At 41.5% G+C, this 17,400-nt stretch carries 13 protein-coding genes; 5 read left to right on the forward strand and 8 right to left on the reverse strand.

Going from position 1 to position 17,400, the window contains the following annotated elements; all coding sequences use genetic code 11:
* Positions 1-220: 220 nt before the first annotated feature.
* Together VB732_RS15075 and VB732_RS15080 are read right to left on the reverse strand one after the other, a co-directional pair.
* Positions 221-649 (reverse strand): DUF1772 domain-containing protein, encoded by a 429-nt coding sequence (locus VB732_RS15075; RefSeq protein WP_323231709.1) that lies wholly within the window; start codon positions 647-649, stop codon positions 221-223.
* A gap of 92 nt (positions 650-741) precedes the next feature.
* Positions 742-3,132, reverse strand: a complete 2,391-nt coding sequence (locus VB732_RS15080) for a tetratricopeptide repeat protein (protein WP_323231676.1) — start codon at positions 3,130-3,132, stop codon at positions 742-744.
* 669 nt (positions 3,133-3,801) lie between these two features.
* Here VB732_RS15080 and VB732_RS15085 point away from each other — a divergent pair.
* The 3 genes from VB732_RS15085 to VB732_RS15095 all read left to right on the forward strand — a co-directional run bounded on the left by VB732_RS15085 (position 3,802) and on the right by VB732_RS15095 (position 7,060).
* Positions 3,802-5,067, forward strand: coding sequence for an alkaline phosphatase PhoX (locus tag VB732_RS15085; protein ID WP_323231677.1), 1,266 nt, complete (start codon positions 3,802-3,804; stop codon positions 5,065-5,067).
* Positions 5,068-5,339: 272 nt separating this feature from the next.
* Positions 5,340-6,278: a ferritin-like domain-containing protein gene (locus VB732_RS15090; protein ID WP_323231678.1), complete on the forward strand. Its 939-nt coding sequence runs from the start codon at positions 5,340-5,342 to the stop codon at positions 6,276-6,278.
* 23 nt (positions 6,279-6,301) lie between these two features.
* Entirely contained in the window at positions 6,302-7,060 is a 759-nt protein-coding gene (locus VB732_RS15095) for an isoprenyl transferase (RefSeq protein WP_323231679.1), read from the forward strand.
* 332 nt (positions 7,061-7,392) lie between these two features.
* On the opposite strand, the gene VB732_RS15100 is transcribed toward VB732_RS15095, so the two are convergent.
* The 4 genes from VB732_RS15100 to VB732_RS15115 form a co-directional block, all read right to left on the reverse strand.
* Entirely contained in the window at positions 7,393-8,997 is a 1,605-nt protein-coding gene (locus VB732_RS15100) for an NAD(P)/FAD-dependent oxidoreductase (protein ID WP_323231680.1), read from the reverse strand.
* A gap of 64 nt (positions 8,998-9,061) precedes the next feature.
* Positions 9,062-10,084, reverse strand: a complete 1,023-nt coding sequence (locus tag VB732_RS15105; protein WP_323231681.1) for an LD-carboxypeptidase — start codon at positions 10,082-10,084, stop codon at positions 9,062-9,064.
* Positions 10,085-10,214: 130 nt separating this feature from the next.
* Entirely contained in the window at positions 10,215-10,607 is a 393-nt protein-coding gene (locus VB732_RS15110; protein ID WP_323231682.1) for a KGK domain-containing protein, read from the reverse strand.
* A gap of 98 nt (positions 10,608-10,705) precedes the next feature.
* A complete protein-coding gene (locus tag VB732_RS15115; protein WP_323231683.1) occupies positions 10,706-13,147 on the reverse strand; it encodes a dynamin-like GTPase family protein in 2,442 nt (813 codons plus the stop codon).
* A 170-nt stretch (positions 13,148-13,317) separates the two neighbouring features.
* Between VB732_RS15115 and VB732_RS15120 the strand changes: the two genes are divergently transcribed.
* On the forward strand, positions 13,318-13,434 hold the full coding sequence (locus VB732_RS15120) for an HPP family protein (RefSeq protein WP_323231684.1): 117 nt from the start codon (positions 13,318-13,320) through the stop codon (positions 13,432-13,434).
* A gap of 123 nt (positions 13,435-13,557) precedes the next feature.
* Here VB732_RS15120 and sppA read toward each other — a convergent pair whose 3' ends face one another.
* Together sppA and fni are read right to left on the reverse strand one after the other, a co-directional pair.
* Entirely contained in the window at positions 13,558-15,393 is a 1,836-nt protein-coding gene (gene sppA, locus VB732_RS15125) for a signal peptide peptidase SppA (protein ID WP_323231685.1), read from the reverse strand.
* Positions 15,394-15,575: 182 nt separating this feature from the next.
* The gene (gene fni, locus VB732_RS15130; RefSeq protein WP_323231686.1) at positions 15,576-16,625 is read right to left on the reverse strand and encodes a type 2 isopentenyl-diphosphate Delta-isomerase; all 1,050 of its coding nucleotides are present in this window, start codon (positions 16,623-16,625) and stop codon (positions 15,576-15,578) included.
* A 153-nt stretch (positions 16,626-16,778) separates the two neighbouring features.
* Between fni and VB732_RS15135 the strand changes: the two genes are divergently transcribed.
* Complete coding sequence (locus VB732_RS15135) at positions 16,779-17,366, forward strand: Uma2 family endonuclease (RefSeq protein WP_323231687.1); 588 nt, start codon at positions 16,779-16,781, stop codon at positions 17,364-17,366.
* The last annotated feature ends 34 nt before the right edge of the window (positions 17,367-17,400 follow it).

The following is a 17,400-nucleotide window of genomic DNA, read 5'->3' on the forward strand; positions in this document are numbered from 1 at the left end:
TGTCCCCAAGCAAAACTTACGAACGTGAGTGCGTGTCGTAGACAAGCAATCGCATGGACTAGTTCTTAGTTGGAGATTTTGCGATTGCTTCGCTTCACTTTGTTTCGCTCGCAATGACATACAAAAAAGTGGGATGCTCCCGATCGCAATTAGCCAAATAAAGGCTGCTCAAAAATACTATTACTAATTAGTCACAAAAAACTACCCACTGATAGCGGAGTTACCTAACTGTATTATCAAGTCCCCCTGCGATTGTTGAACCCAAACAAAGCGCGATGGTGAGCGATGCTGTTGCTGCTAGCGCTGCTACCGTGCGAATGTGATTCCAGATTGTCCAATTGACAAGATAGGTAGACCATAGGTTCGCACCTTCAGTACTGTCCGGCTCGACTCTTGCCAGGGCTTCATTGAGAGGCACATTGAAAAATATTGTCACACCTAATGTCCCAACGAGGTAAAGCAAGCTGCCGAGGAGCAAGTAGACAGCACCGGGTTGATGCCACTTTAATAGCGAGGAGATTAAAAGAAAAATACAAGCCGCAGCCGTTCCCAAAAACGCTGCCATAAAAAATGGATTGATTACCGTGATATTGATGAATTGCATGGCGGCAATGCCTTGCGGCGGTTTCAGCCGAGCCAGGGCGTTCATCACGAAGGTAGAGAAGGCGAAGAATACTCCAGCTATTAGCCCACAACCTAGTACTGAGAAAAGCTTTAATGCGAAATAATGTTGTTGAGTTATCAGATGTTGCAGCATTGTACCTGCTCACTAGTTAGAACTTTTTCAATTTGCTTCGGAGCTTGTATTTCAGTAAATAGCTGAATTGCTCGATTAAAATTCATTTGACTCTCATCAGGCTTTGCCATTTTTTGATAAGTTAAACCTAATTGAAAATAAGCTTCAGCTAGATCGCACTTAGCATCTATTTTATCCAACAGTTCTATTGCTTCTCTATGGTGAGCCAAGGCTAATTCAAAATCTGTTTGTTGTCGATGGATTTCTGCTAAACCATTGAGTGTTTTTGCTTTTACCTGCATATAGTGGCTTTCTTCAGCAAAGGTTAAAGCTTGATGTAATATTTTATTTGCTTGATAAGTCTCTCCTAAATTGACGTAGGTTTGACCCAAAATTTGCATGAAATACACAAATCTGCCCGTCTGTTCTACTAGTTTTTCGTTCGTAATATTCTGATAAGCTACATCTGCTAATTGATATGAGGCATCACGTAAGCCTAAATAAGAATATACCAAAGCTAAACATACTGAAGCTTTCTCTGCCCAGCGATAATGTTCAGTATTTTCAGACAGATAAATTACTTGTTGAAATAACTTTGTAGCTGCCTCTAATTCCCACAAATCTATTTGATAAAGACCAATGCTTAATAGAGAATCCACCTCTAGCATTCTTAGATAGTAAACTGAATGTTTATTTTCTAGCTGAGGTACAAGAGATTTGAGGGCTTGGTTTGCCAAAGTGATTGTCTTTTCTTGACAGGCGATCGCTTGACTAATTTTACCTGTTATCCAATATAAATCACCCAATATATTATAAAGCTCGCTAAAATTTTGGTCATTTCCTAGATTGTGAACAACTTGATTAATTGCCGCGAGTATCGGTTGAATCAAACCCATCCTATATAACGTACTACCAAGAGGCAAAAACTGCTGCCATTGATTATTTCGGCTCTTTAAAATTACCTTTCCTGCTAACTCAAATTCATTAATTTCTATATAATGATAATATGCTTCCAGAGATTGCAAAGCATCCTTAAAGGTTTCAATTTGTTTTATACTGGCTGTCCAAAATTCTGCGGCTTTGTAGTTGGCAATTTCCCATTCATTGCTGGGACGTAAACGCGCGATCGCTTCAGCACGAATCACGGGATGCAGCCAGTATTCACCTTTATCGCACTCTACCAAAGACCGATTTCTCAAGGAGGCGATGATTTGGCGATGTTGATCGGGTGGGACATCCCATAGTAAACAAAATAACCCTTGAGATGGAATTCTGGGTATATCTTGGTAACGATAACATCCCAAACGGCAAAGTAAGCGATAAGCTTGGGGGTCGAGGATTTGCAAACGATTGATTTGACTAACTGCTAAATTTTTTAAGTCGGTTGCTGCTAAAGGATCGGCATGATTTTCTTGCCAATAAAGAACCATATCACCATCAAAATCCTCCTGAATCGAACCACAGAGAATTCCCATTGCTTTAGCATTACCGCCATAAGTGCGATGCATGATTTGCAAAGTTTGCGAGTTGATGACTAACCCACGGTTGCTAAAAAACTTTTGCCATGCACTTTCATCCAAACCAGGAAGCCGATAGTGATTTACATTTAGCCCAGGTTCACAAAGGCGATCGCGGCTAGTAATCAAAGTAACAGATTGCACCCTGGCATCAGCCAATACCCGCAATAGTTCTACATAGTTGCGGTGAGAAGCAATCAACCCACCATGTTGATCTAATGCAGGTTCGAGATTGTCAATTAATACCCCAATCCGCCGATTGTGGAGTTGGCGCTTGAGTCTTCCTAATGTAACCCCAAATTCTACCCCAGGTTCTTGATCAAAATCTTGTTTGAGCCATTCCTCCACTACTCGTTCGGCGGGGGTGATGTTTTGCGTTTCCTTCGCCATCAGTAGTTCTAAAACCAAGTCAAATTCTTGATGGAGATATTGCTGCGCTAGAGTAGTTTTTCCTAAGCCTCCCTCGCCTTGGATGACAATAACTTTCGATCCCTGATTTACCAAATTATTCAGGTGAGCGATCGCTTCTGTTCGGCCAATAAAATTGGTATCCTCTAATTTTGGGGTGGGATGTGGCGATCGCGAGTAATCAATCAGACTGGATGATATTGCAGTCGTTTTTCTTAAAACTCGCTCCAAAGTAGCGCGACAGTTACTTTTAGTAATCTTTTCTCGCAATACTTTAGAAAGCAGCTTCCATAACTGAGAACCAGCATCCTTGGCGTGTCCTTCCGTACAACCGTAAGAATGAGCGATATCTAAGTATTTTCTACCCAACCAAACTTGCACAAGAATCACTTTTTGCAAATCGCTCAACCGTTCCCCAGTCTGTGGGGGAATTGTAGCGTCTAACCATGCTAATGCTGCTTCAGCGTCCATTGTGTAACGACGAGGGGAGTTCAGATTTTAGGGACAACTATAAATCACTTTACAGTTATGCTGCTGAAGTTTTCGGATAAGATTCTGTAAATCCGACTTTTTTCCCGACTTTTATCGAACAGAATTCAGGAATCAGGAGTCAAAATGGGCTGAACCTTAGCTATCCGCTAACAGAATGAGTTTTATAGCAATCCTAAATGAGTTGTGAAAATGCGCGATGTCCAGATCCCCGACTTCTCGGAGAAGTCGGGGATCTAATTTTTCACGAATGATTTAGGATTGCTATATACGACTAGCAGATAGCGCAGCGTCTCCGGCTCCACTCCTAAATTCTGAATTATTTTTCAATTAGTTCAATTTTGTAATAGTTAAAATTAAAGTTCCATGATAGTTAAAATACATTATTGGAACATCATTGGCATAACAAGTACTGAAGAGCCATTTTACATAATTGTAACGATAGAAGTGAGACTTCACTTATTACATACGAATAATCACTTGCCGGAGAAAAAACATCAAGGAGATAAATTTATAAATTTGTGTTAATTCAATGCCTTGAATAATCTTTTTTTAACCTCTTATTAATTAAAAAAAGTTACCCTTCCTAGATAATTGAGGCTAGCTATTTGCAACAAATTAAGCCTCATCCAAAACATCAGGGAGTACACATTGAATTTATCGAGACGTCAGTTTTTTAGCCTGGCAGGGGCATCTGCTACAGGTGCTGTCCTTCTATCTCCTTTGCAAGCATTCTATGCTAAACCTGCGATCGCTGCGGGCCCCTACGGCAATTTAGTGACTGACCCCAACGGAGTATTAGATTTGCCAGCTGGATTCACTTACCGCCGACTGTCCGAAACAGGCCAAACGATGAATGATGGTTACTTAGTACCGGGTGGCCACGATGGGATGGGTGCTTTTGCCGGGTCTAATGGCAATACGATTCTAATTCGCAATCATGAACTCGGTACTTCTGGCAATGGTGTGGGCGCTCCCAATGGCAGCAAGTACAACACAAATGGGAGGGGCGGTTGTACTAAATTGGTTGTTAATTCTTCCCGTAACTTGGTAGAACATCGGGGTGTTCTAGCGGGAACTATTCGCAACTGTGCCGGTGGCCCTACGCCTTCAGGGTCATGGTTAACCTGCGAGGAAACTTTTGAAAGCAATAACGGCAAGAAGCATGGTTATGTGTTTGAAGTTCCTAGTAGTGCAAATACTTTTGTCACTCCCGTCCCACTAACCGCTATGGGGCGTTTTAATCACGAGGCTGCTGCTGTAGACCCCAACACAGGGTATATCTACATGACAGAAGACCGGAGTAATGGGCTTTTCTACCGCTTCATTCCCAACCAAACCAACAACCTGAGTGCTGGCGGCACGCTATACGCTTTAAGGATTATAGGGTCATCTGGAATTAACACAGCTACGGGTTTCCCAATAAATACACCTAAAGCGGTGAACTGGGTACAGATTAGCAATCCTGATCCCACATCTGATACTGTCAGAACAGCAGGGTATAATAGCGGTGCCGCCAGGTTTTCAGGTGGGGAAGGCATCTTTTATGGCAGTGGTTATGTCTATTTCACTTGCAAGAGTGGTAGTAGTTCTGGGAATGGGCAGATTTGGCGTTATTCGCCCGCTAATAATACCGTTGAACTCTATATTGAACCCAACAATTCTGGTGTATTAGATAATCCAGACAATATTATAGTTTTCCCCAACCGGGACATCTTTCTCTGTGAAGATGGGGATGGAACGGATTACATTCTAGGCATTACTCCCAGTGGCAGTCTTTATAAGTTTGCCAAGAACGCCCTCAACACATCAGAGTTCGCCGGAGTCTGCTTCTCCCCTGATGGTCAGACGATGTTTGTCAATATGCAGAGTCCAGGAATAACCTTCGCTATCTGGCCAACCACCGCCTCCTGGTAACGCTACGTCCTGTTTCAGCCTAGTTAGGGGAGAGAGCGATTGATCGCCCTGGCTAGGCTCTTATCGTGACTTAAAATCGGGAAAAAGAGTTTATCGAGTGATTTGGGATCAGATTAGAAGTGCAAGGTTTGAAACCGAAATTTTCTATAACCAACTTTTTCCCCGACTTTTGCAACCCTATCACATAAAACTGCCGACTTCAGCCGACTGACAAAACGAAGTGCGATCGCTTAGGCTATTGGGCATAGAGATAAAAATTTAAGTATAAAAATATGCTTAATATCCTCAGCCCAATCACAACAGACTTAGCAGGTCAAAGCTATCCCAGCCCTCATTACTTACAAACACAAGGCCGCATTCGTTCACTCATAGATAGATATATTGCCGTCGAAAAACTACATGAACGTCTGCAAGATTTACCAATACAGTTTGCCAATCCCCAACCGCGTGCTTGGAAACTCATCGATTGGCAAACAATTAACCGCAATCAAATTATCGGCTTAGACGCAGAGGTATTTTTATCTATATTGATAGGTGCAATGGATACAGAAGCTCCCATTCGCGGTTATACCCAAACCAGTCGGCAATATTTGGAAAAATTGCATCCTCAAATGGCTCGGTTTGTTGGTGGAAGTGTCGGTGAAGATGGCGAACTGCTGGAACTTGGTTTGTGGGAAAAGGAAGAACGTCAGCACACACCCGCATTAATCAAAATCTACACCCAATTAACAGGCGAGAAAATTACCCCAAAACTTCGGACTGTTAGAAGCTATCTTCCCACAGATGACGCTTACGAAGACTTATATCGCCACGGCTTACACCGCATTGCTACAGAATACGGTGCAACCTGTCTTTATATTTGGTTAATGGCTCACACTACTGGCGCACTCCAGGATGTTCTAGAGGAACTAGCACAGGATGAAATCAACCATACAACCAAATTCTGGGGGTTTGGAGTCTGGACTTTCCCTGATACTGGGTTGATGCGAATTGGACGCACGCTGATCAAAACGCGATCGCAAAATTATCAGCGTAACAACCTCATGCGTACTCTCCGCCGCATGATGGGTACACTCAACTGGAATGCTTGGTCATTAACAAACAAAACAACTCTCTTATTCACCTTCATCTATACAATGCATCGTTTGTGGAGTTGGAACAACAGCCTCACACCAGAGTATCTGCAAGATTTATTTGAAACTACTTATTAGTAAAAACAAAGGACAAAGGACAAATGACAAATGACAAATCAAAATTACCCACAGATTTAAATCCGCAAAAAATACCCCAACATATCGCCGTCATTATGGATGGTAACGGACGATGGGCAACTAGTCGAGGATTACCGCGCATTGCTGGACATCGCCAAGGAGCAAGAACACTCAAAGAATTATTGCGTTGCTGTAAAGATTGGGGAATCAAAGCCTTGACAGCTTATGCTTTCTCAACAGAAAATTGGCAGCGTCCCGTTGAAGAAGTGGATTTTCTGATGCATTTGTTTGAGCGATTACTACACCGCGAGTTAGCTCAGATGCATCAAGAAGGTGTACGAATTTCATTTATTGGAGATTTATCGGCATTACCCAAGTCTCTACAAATGGAAATGGAACGTTCAATGACAGAGACGTTGAACAATCAAGCAATCCATTTTACTGTTGCTGTCAACTATGGTAGCCGCAACGAAATTACCAGAGTTTGTCGTCAAGTAGCTCAACTCGTGGAACAAGGCGAACTCAGCGCCCAAGAAGTGAATGAAAGCCTTATAGAACAACATCTCTACACAGCAGATACTCCAGAACCCGATTTACTGATTCGTACTAGCGGTGAGATGCGATTGAGTAATTTTCTGTTGTGGCAAATGGCGTATACAGAGATGTATTTCACCGATATTCTTTGGCCAGATTTTAATAGAGAAGCATTTCATCAGGCTTTGTTGAGCTACCAAAGCCGCGATCGCCGTTTTGGTCAACTTAAAGCTTCACTGTCAGCTTAGGGTATTTGAAAAACCTCTCTCCTACAAATTAGAGATACTTTAAATTTCCCCCTTCCCGCGTCGGGAAAGGGGTTAGTTTTTTGTTGCTATGAGGCATAAAGTAAAAGCACCCACATTACCAGGATGGTATATGAGCGCTAATAAATTAAAACATTATTGAGGATAATCTATCTGCTATGACAGACCGAAGTAACTATAAGAATAGCAGGCGGTGGGTAAATAAACTGCAAGGGTAGTTACAAATGTTTTGTTAAAAATAGTACTTACTGTAAGGTATTGCTTATTTTCCTAAAATGTGCGATGCAAAATTGGGTGATTCTTACAGCAGTAAACTACGCCCTCAAAATACTTAAAGCCACCGCCTCCGCCACCTTGATACCATCGATCCCAGCCGAGAGGATTCCACCCGCGTATCCCGCACCCTCACCAGCTGGATAAAGACCGACTGTATTTAAACTCTGATAATCCTCTTTGCGTTTAATCCGAATCGGTGATGATGTGCGGGTTTCCACCCCAGTTAACACGGCATCATCCATTGCAAATCCCTTTATTTGTTTGTCAAAAGCGGGAAGGGCTTCGCGGATAGCTGCGATCGCATAATCTGGTAAGCTCTCACTCAAATCACCCAAATGTACCCCAGGTGTATAAGACGGTTTAACCGTGCCAAATGCTGTTGAAGGGCGATGATTGAGAAAGTCTCCCACCAACTGCCCTGGAGCTTCATAAGTTCCACCGCCTAATTCAAAAGCCCGTTCTTCCAAGCGCCGTTGGAAGTCGATTCCTGCTAGGGCATTTCCCGGATAATCTTCAGGTGTGATGCCCACAACGATCGCACTATTGGCATTGCGCTCATTGCGAGAGTATTGGCTCATCCCATTGGTGACAAGTCGCCCCGGTTCTGATGCGGCTGCAACCACCAAGCCTCCAGGACACATACAAAAACTATAAACGGAACGACCATTTTGGCAGTGGTGAACCAGTTTGTAATCGGCAGCACCTAAAAGTTTATGACCAGCTTGAGCGCCAAAACGACATTTATCGATGAGAGTCTGGGGATGTTCGACCCGAAAGCCGATGGAAAAAGGTTTTGGCTCGATGTAAACCCCGCGTTCAAATAGCATTTGGAAAGTATCGCGGGCGCTATGACCTACAGCCAAAACCACATGATCGCTGGCGATATATTCTCCACTGGCGAGGGTAACTCCCCGCACCTGTCCATTTTCGATATTGATATCTTCCACCCGACTTTGAAAGCGAATTTCACCGCCCAGAGATTCGATTTTGGCACGCATACTTTGGACGATTCCCACCAGTTTGAACGTGCCGATATGCGGTTTGTTGATATAAAGAATTTCTGGTGAGGCTCCGGCATTGACGAGTTCGGTTAATACTTTGCGCCCATAATGCTGAGGATCTTTGACTTGACTGTAGAGTTTGCCATCGGAGAATGTACCCGCCCCACCTTCGCCAAATTGAGCATTTGATTCGGGGTTGAAGCCTGATTTTCTCTTCCAAAAGCCAAAAGTATCAGCAGTGCGATCGCGGACTTGTTTACCACGTTCTAAAATGATTGGGCAAAAACCCATTTGCGCCAGCATCAAACCCGCAAACAATCCACAAGGCCCAGTACCAATTACGATGGGGCGAATCGCCAAATTGCTCGGTGCTTGTGCCACTGGGCGATAACTCATGTCTGGAGTCACCATTACATGAGGATCTTTTTTCAGGCGCTTGAGTAGATGATTTTCCTGAGTCGTTTCTACATCCAGAATATAAACAAGGGTAATCTCTCCTTTCTTACGGGCATCGTAGCTACGCTTGAAGATGGAATAGCTGATCAAATCTTCGTCTGTGATTTGCAGCTTTTTGAGGATGGCAGTCTTGATCTCATCTTCAGGATGATCAAGCGGGAGCTTTACTTCTGTTAGTCGTAACATGGCGAGGAGAAATTCATACTATCTATCAAAATTTTAATCAAAGTCACTGTGATGGGGCTAATGCTTAAACCAGACTGACAGCCGACTCTAACATTCGTATTATCCCAAGTCCAGCATCTATTTCCACTTCCACACCGATTGGCAAGGTAAATTTATCTTTAATATGACCAATCATTGAACCGTACCAAGCAGGAATACCTAAAGGAAGTATATGTTGTTGCAATACTTGCATTAATGTAAATGACGGTTCATCTCCAAGACTACATTTAGTGCATTGCCCAAAGATAAAGCCAGCAATTTGATTAAGTATTCCAGCAGTTTTTAATTGCGTCAGCATCCTATCTATACGATAAACATCCTCGCCAACTTCTTCCACAAACAGAATGCTTTTGTTCCAAGTAGGTAGATAAGGTGAACCTACCATTGCTGATAAAACTGACAAGTTTCCACCCACAAGTTTACCTCTCGCCTTTCCTGGTGCTATTGTCTCCACCCGCACTTCGCTAGGGTTGAGATTTTGCATAGTCACAGCTTCAGCATTAAATAGGATGCGCTTGAAGTAATCGACTGTAAATTGATTCCAGGTAGATGTGGCAACTGGCCCATGAAAAGTAATCATTTGACTACGGGCATTAATTGCTAACAATAGCGTCGTAATATCGCTGTAACCGATGATAATTTTCGGACGGGAGCGGATTAGCGAGTAGTTGAGTAGGGGTAAAATGCGATTACAACCCCAACCACCACGCATGGGGATAATTGCTTTGATGGTGCGATCGCTAAACATCAAGTTTACATCCTGGGCGCGATCGCTATCTTTACCAGCTAAATAGCCGTAACGATCTAAAATATGCTTACCCAGCTTGACTTTTAACCCTAACTGTGAAATTGATTTCTGCGCTGCTTCGATATCTTTAGCGTCAACGATACCCGCAGGGGCGATTAATCCTACAGTATCGCCAACTTGCAGACGTGACGGCTTACGAATGATGTTTGGGGATATACCTTCAGCAGTAAATGTTGGTATCTGAGTGGCTATGGTAGCTAGTCCACAGGTTGCAAGAAATTCCCGACGCTTGATATTCATAACTATTTTGTTGGGGATTAGGATTCTAAAAAGTTAGATCCCCGACTTCTTTGAGAAGTCAGGGATCTAGATACCGCGAATTTTCACAAATTAAATAGAATTGCTATACCTAAATTCTTGTTGACTAATTTTACTCATGAATCATGCGGCGAAGATCGTCAAGAGGGGATTCTGGTTCCGTGATTTCTGAATTGTTGCTGTTAGTTATTTGTACATTTTCCTCTTCAATATAGAATTCAACACTTATGTTAATTTTCACTTTCCCTTTTTTCCAGCTTTGAGAACCTAGTGCTAAAATTTCGCAATTGATACCCTCTTGAAACCAATTCATATTCGGAGAGTCTTTTATCTCTACTCCTTGTCTACTTAATTCTTCATTCAATTCTTCATTCAATGTATCTTCCAGTTTGGAGTTAAATGAGATATCCATTGCTTGCCTAAATTTAGCAATTTTATATGTATTGTCTCCAAAGTCCAGAACATCACCATCGTTACACTCTATTGCCTTGAATCCATCTTCCATATCAACCTCATTTTTTAAACTTTTCTAATTTACACAAAGCTGCGATTAGTGAGTGACTTAGCACTCACTAAAAGATAGAGTTCTCTTTGAGATTAAAGTTAAATATTTTGCTCTATACCGGAAATTACAAATCCATTGTTAGTAAACTTCCCAACAGGATCAAATAAATCATCAATTACAGGCAAAAGATGGTCATATAATTGCATCGACTGTAAACAACTATTGATACTAGAAGCGGCTGAATTATATGCGGCAATGTTTTCTTCAACAACACTCAATAATCGCTGATTATTCGCAATTTTTTCTTCAGCTTCTTGTTGCAGTGTTTTCTCTAAATAAGCCCGCGCCTGTGGGTATTGCTGCAAAATCTCATCCGCTTGCTGATCTGCCATTGGTAACAACTGAGTTTTGAGCGTTTGGTTGATAGTTTGACGGAAAGATTTACGAATAGTTTGTGAAACCTTTGGTTCAAAATCTAACTTCAACAATTGCCTAATTGCTGGTTCTGCTTCCACAATACTTTCAGCGTCATAGCCTTGAGAAGTTTGTGATAAAGTTTGGCGAAATTGATATATAGAAAAAGTCCCTTCGTCATAAAATCTTGGACTTTCTCGCACGAAGCGATCGCACTCTACACTAGCTGCACTCACTAATGCTTGAGTAACGCTTTTTTCTAAATTTCTAATCTCTTGTTCAATGCCACCATCGTTATCTAATAAACGATATAGTTGGCGATAATATTCTGACTTGCGAATCTTGTCAATTAATCGTTGGAAATAATTTGCAACTACTTGCTGGGAAGATTCAACCAATATATCTTCTAATTGATTTGCTAAGTAATAAAATGCCTCTACTAAAATAGCAATCAAAGGTGCGGTAGCGTTGCGAGGATGGCTGATTGTTGCACGTCGATAAGCATAAGCTACTGAAAAAGTATCTAGCAATTCATCTAAACGGCGAATCATTCGTGATTGCAATTGCTTAAAGTCTGTTTCAAAAGCATCACAAGAATTATTAATTATTAGGTTAACTTCTTCTGTGATATGCTCACTAAATTCTTTACCAATTTGCTGGAGTTGCTGATTTAAGCGTTGCAACTCTTGTGCCTTCATAGTCTCAATTTCTTGAGGTTGACTATCTAAATTCCGTTGTACACTTTGATAATGCTTTTTCAATTTAATACAAACATCTTCCAAATCATCTGCAAGATTTTTAAATAATTGGGGGCGTTTTTCTTCTGTAAGATAGCGAGTAATAGCTGTGCGAAATTCATCAGTACCACTATCTTGAATTAGTTTTTCTATGAGTTCATTTCCCCAATCTCCTAAAATCCGTACATAATTTTGATTTGGGGTTTCATAGCCGTTAACAGAGACACGAAATTTGGTAGTAGATAGTTTTCCTGAATTTACGCAGTAGTTGTTAAAGGCATAGACAAATTGTGGTGTTTCTTCTTTACCATCTAAACCTTTTATACTTTCTGCAAAAACAGAATCTAAACCAAATCTATCTCGTTGACTTGTCTGTTTAATTTGACTGCCGTAAAATCCTAATAATCCACTGGTTTTATAAACCTTATTTGAATTACCAAATTGCCCATTAATTAAATCGTCTAATCGTTGCCGTAGTTGGGTATTATACCAAGTTTCATCAATGCGATTGAAGATATAGAAAACGCGATCGCGTACTCCCCCATTTTGCCGCATTAATTCCAAAAGTTCTGTTTCTTCTTTTGTCATGTCACCCGCCGAAGCAGGTTTTAGCACACACACCACCGCCGATGTATCAGGATGTTGAATTTTAGCATAAGTTAGTTGTGCGTCTTTCTCTACTGGCGCATCTATGCCGGGAGTATCAATAATGACATTACCATCTTGTAACAGAGGATGATTGCAGTAATATTCTATTCGCTTCAACACGGCACTATTACTACCACGACGGGCATATCCAGCCGCTTCCTTGAGATTGGAAAAGTTAAATTGCTCCATTGAATATGTAGCATTATTAACAGTGTTGATGCGATCGCGGTTTGCTACATATCCCTCTAGCAACAATATTAACGCCTTCGCCTGTTTTGCACGTTCTGATTTACTCTCACCACCTTCCTGCTGAATAACTTTATCACTTCGCAATAGCAAGTCAATTAAATCAGTTTCTTGGTTAATATTAGGTAGTGTCTTAAATTCTAGCTGCTGACACAAATAAACTACCTGTTCCCGAATCTCTACTTCACTTAAAAACGTTAAAACAACACGTTCTTTATCTACATCTGCATACTCAATTTTGCATTCTGTACCTGTAGCGTGTCCTTCTGCACTATAAAGTAATTCTCTCTCCAATAGTGCATTGATTAGCATTGATTTACCAGCACTAAATGCACCTGCAAACACAATCTCAAACTTAGGAGAAATTGCTTTAGTTAAGGAAGTTTGTACAGGTGTGATATCTTGAGAATGTAGCGTTGGTTCTTGTTGTAAAAGTTGTAATATCGACTCAACTTGCTCTTTCAAATTTTTGCACTGAAGCGGTAAATCTGACATATTCAGCATCCTGACAATGTTTATGTATATGTTAGTTACATTTATTGTCTTGATGGTTCAGTAATATTTCTGAGATATTTGTTAAGGTTTAGTTCAACAGGCTTGGGTTGAGCTTTAGTGTTACCCAAAAAATTTTTGAGACGCGATAAATCGCCGTCTCTATAAGTGTTTTGATATTTGGTGTCCCTAACAGTCCTTTGGCCCAACCTCGCAATGTGATTAGGGGTAATCTTTTAGCTGCTATAGTGAGTCTAATAATTCTGCATTTTATCGCTTCCTCTCCCTAACACCTGCTTTTGAGGGATCGATAATCCTAGTGCTATGCGCTGTGATCTTTAATAATTTAGCGGCAGAAAGGACGTATCCAAAGCAAAATGTAGAGGCAATTCATGAATTGCCCCTACAGAAAATTACTCAATCTTCAAGTTGAAAGGCAAACGAGCATAAACTCCCTGCGGATCGTTCATTTTTTGCAGAATCTCTACTTCCTGTTGCAATTTCTGGAATTCATTGGTAAAGGGGTTAGATGGTTTGACTTGCGCCGCCTCAATTCCTAAAGCAGTTCGCACCTCTTCACTTGCAAGCCCAAAAAAGCGTTCTCCGAAACTGCTAGTTTGAGGATATTCTTGCACTTCCCAGTCTTCTCCAAGTTTCGCCTCTTTGACAGCATAAGCGATCGCACTATTCAAACCACCAATTTCATCCACTAAACCAATTTCTTTGGCCGCCATGCCAGACCAAACCCGTCCTTGGGCAATTTCAGCAACTTTTTGTCCTGGAAGTTTCCGACCTTGAGAAACTTTATTCAGAAACATATTATAGATGCGGTTAACACTGCGTTGATAAAGTGCCAACTCTTGAGGCGATTTCGGACGCGAAACTGTTTGACTATCAGCATAGGTTCCAGTTTTTACCGAATCCCAGGTGATGCCATTATCATTTGCCAACTTTTCACCATTAAATAGTACCCCAAACACACCTATTGAACCTGTGATAGTATTTGGTTCGGCAAAAATGCGGTTTGAGTCGCTAGCAATCCAATAACCACCAGAGGCGGCGACATCACCCATTGAGACTACAACAGGTTTGACCTCACGGGTTAATTTCACTTCTCGCTGCATAACTTCAGATGCAGTAGCACTTCCACCAGGACTATTAATCCTTAATACAACAGCCTTCACATCCTTATCTTGGCGGAGTTTGTTGAAGATTTTGGCAAAGCGATCGCCTCCTACTTGCCCAGTATTACCTTTACCATCGACAATCTCACCTTCAGCATAAACAACGGCAATTTGATTTTTTGAACTACGTTCTACACCCAAAGATTTGCCAGAAACTTCTGCGTAGCTACTCAGGTTAATTTGTCGGAATGTTTTGTCATCTTTATCGCTAGCTGTCAACTTTTTGAGATCAGTTACCACTTCATCGGGGTATGCGACTCGATCGACTAAACCATTGGTTTTGGCTTGTGCAGCTTCCAGTAGCGCCTGATTATCTGCGATCGCTTGCAACCGATTAGGTTCAATTTTCCGACTTGTACCTACAGTAGTGCGCCATTCTCCCCAAACATCATCTAACAATTTCTGAGTTTGTTCGCGGTTTTCTGGACTCAATTTTGTGAGCAGAAACGGTTCTACAGCACCTTTGAATTTACCCACTCGCACGACTTGCACACCAATGCCGTACTTCTGTAATGCACCCGCTAAGAATATTGGCTGTGAACTCAAACCATTGACTTCCATTATTCCCAAAGGATTAAGTACGATGGAATCTGCCACTGAACTAAGGTAATATTCCTTTTCACTCCAATCATTGCCATAAGCCACAATTTTTTTTCCAGAAGCGCGAAACTCCTCCAGCGCTTTCCGAATTTCTTTAAGGGAGGCATAGCCAACGTTACTAGCTTGGCTTGTCTTGGTTGCATCCAGGTAGATGCCGACAATTCGCGGATCGCGTCGGGCTTTTTCCAAAGTTTCTACAACTTTGCGGAGTGATATTCTTTCGTCATCCGCACCTGATAGTGTGTTTTGAAACAGGTTGCCAGAACTAGGTTCGCTATCAGTAATTGTCATTGACAAGTCAAAAACCAACACTGACTTATTTTTTACATTTGGCCCAGTATCTTTAGAGGAGCTAGCAGCCAATATTAGCAAGAACAGTCCAGTGGTTCCTAGACCACCAAAAATAATTAGTCCTAATAATGTGCCAACTAAACTGGCAAAAGTTTGTTTGATAAAATTACGCATTAGTTATTATTGGGGATTGGGAATTGGGGATTGGGGATTGGGAATGGGGAATGGGGAATTGGGAATTGGGAATTGGGAATTAGGAATGGGAAATTGGGCATGGATCAATAAATTAATAATTCTTCCCCTGCTCCCTGCTCCCTGCTCCCTGCTCCCTTGCCTCTTCCCCATTCCCCATTTACTTATTCTATGCGCTGTAAACTGCTAGAGTGCTTCAACTGATACAAGGTGGCGTTGCCAGTGCAGAATAAGACTGTGGTGATTTCGGCGATTAATACTTCAGCGAGTTCTGCTACTGCTGTCTCTGATGTTGCTGCTGCTTGCAAAAAAGGCATTGCTAAACCAGCTATATCTGCTCCCAAAGCGATCGCAACTGCAACATCCAATCCATGACGTAAACCTCCTGAAGCAATTAAGGGCACATCTTTTGCGATCGCTCTAATTGTTGTAATACACTCTGCCGTTGGTAAACCCCAATCGGCAAAAGTCTTCCCCAAACGACGTTGTAAGGGATTTTCTGCCCGTTCACTTTCTACTTTTGCCCAAGAAGTACCCCCCGCACCAGCGACATCAATTGCTGCTACCCCGGCGGCGATGAGTTTGTTGGCGATCGCTGCTGAAATGCCGTTACCAACTTCCTTTGCAATCACTGGCACTGGCAATTTAGAACATAATGTAGAAATCTTGTCAAGCAAACCCCGGAAATTAGTATCACCTTTAGGTTGAATGCACTCTTGTAGAGGGTTAATGTGTAAAATTAGGGCATCAGCCTCTAGGATATCAACTACCCGCAGACATTCATCTAAGCCGTACTTATAGTTAAGTTGCACAGCCCCCAGATTCGCAAATAGCAGAACATCGGGCGCATACTTGCGGACAGCAAAAGTATCAGCCACCTGGGGTTTTTCTACCGCTACCCGTTGGGAACCAACACCCATTGCAATTTTGTAGTGTTGCGCGACTTTAGCCAAACGTTGGTTAATCATTGCGGCTTGTTCTGTTCCCCCAGTCATGGAAGAAATTAACAAGGGTGCGCCAAGGTGTTTCCCTAAGAAAGCTGTAGTGATATCAATATCGTCATGGTTGAGTTCGGGTAAGCAAGAATGGGTGAAACGATAACATTCCAGTCCATTGGTGATTTGATGAGATTGAACATCTTCCTCTAAACAGATCCGAATGTGATCAGCTTTGCGATTCTGAGTTTGTGCAGAGATGTTGGTAGGGGCGTTCACTGGTGGGTATGACTAAAAGGATTGGGTTGCGATCGCTATTGTTACATTGTCTGCAACCGTATTTGCATAACAAAAATATTTATTTTCGCTATCTTTGGGGTACGTTACGCTATTTATAACAGAACCATTACCCCATTTTGTGAGTTAATTAATATGGTTTTACAAACAGAAAAGCGTTACTACACCCCGGAAGAATATTTGGAATTAGAAGAGAAGGCTGAATATAAAAATGAATACAGAGATGGAGAAATTATACCCATGACAGGGGGAACAACTAACCACAACAAAATTGCACTTAATTTTTGTCGCAAGTTTCCTCTGACAGTGCAAGGACAAGATTATGAGATTTACATAGGGGATGTGAAATTATCAATTCCTCGTTATCGCCTTTATACTTATCCTGATATTATAGTCATCAAAGGTAAACCTATTTATGAGGGAACAGGTAAAACAATTATCACTAATCCCTTATTAATTGTTGAAGTCTTATCAAATTCAACTAAAAATTATGACAAAACAGATAAGTTTAAATATTATCGTTCAATTCCTGGTTTTCAGGAATATATTATAATTGACCAGTATAGTTTTGCTGTAGAACAATTTGCAAAGCAAGCAGAAGGTCAATGGATTTTTAAGGAATATGAAGGTGAAGATGCAGTTTTAGTCTTAGATTCTATCGATTTTCAAATTACCTTGCGTGATATTTATGAACGGGTTGATTTTGAGTTGATTGAAGAATAAAACTGCGATAACATGGGCATCATATCATGTCCGG

Source organism: Nostoc sp. UHCC 0252, assembly GCF_034931145.1.
GTDB lineage: Bacteria > Cyanobacteriota > Cyanobacteriia > Cyanobacteriales > Nostocaceae > Nostoc.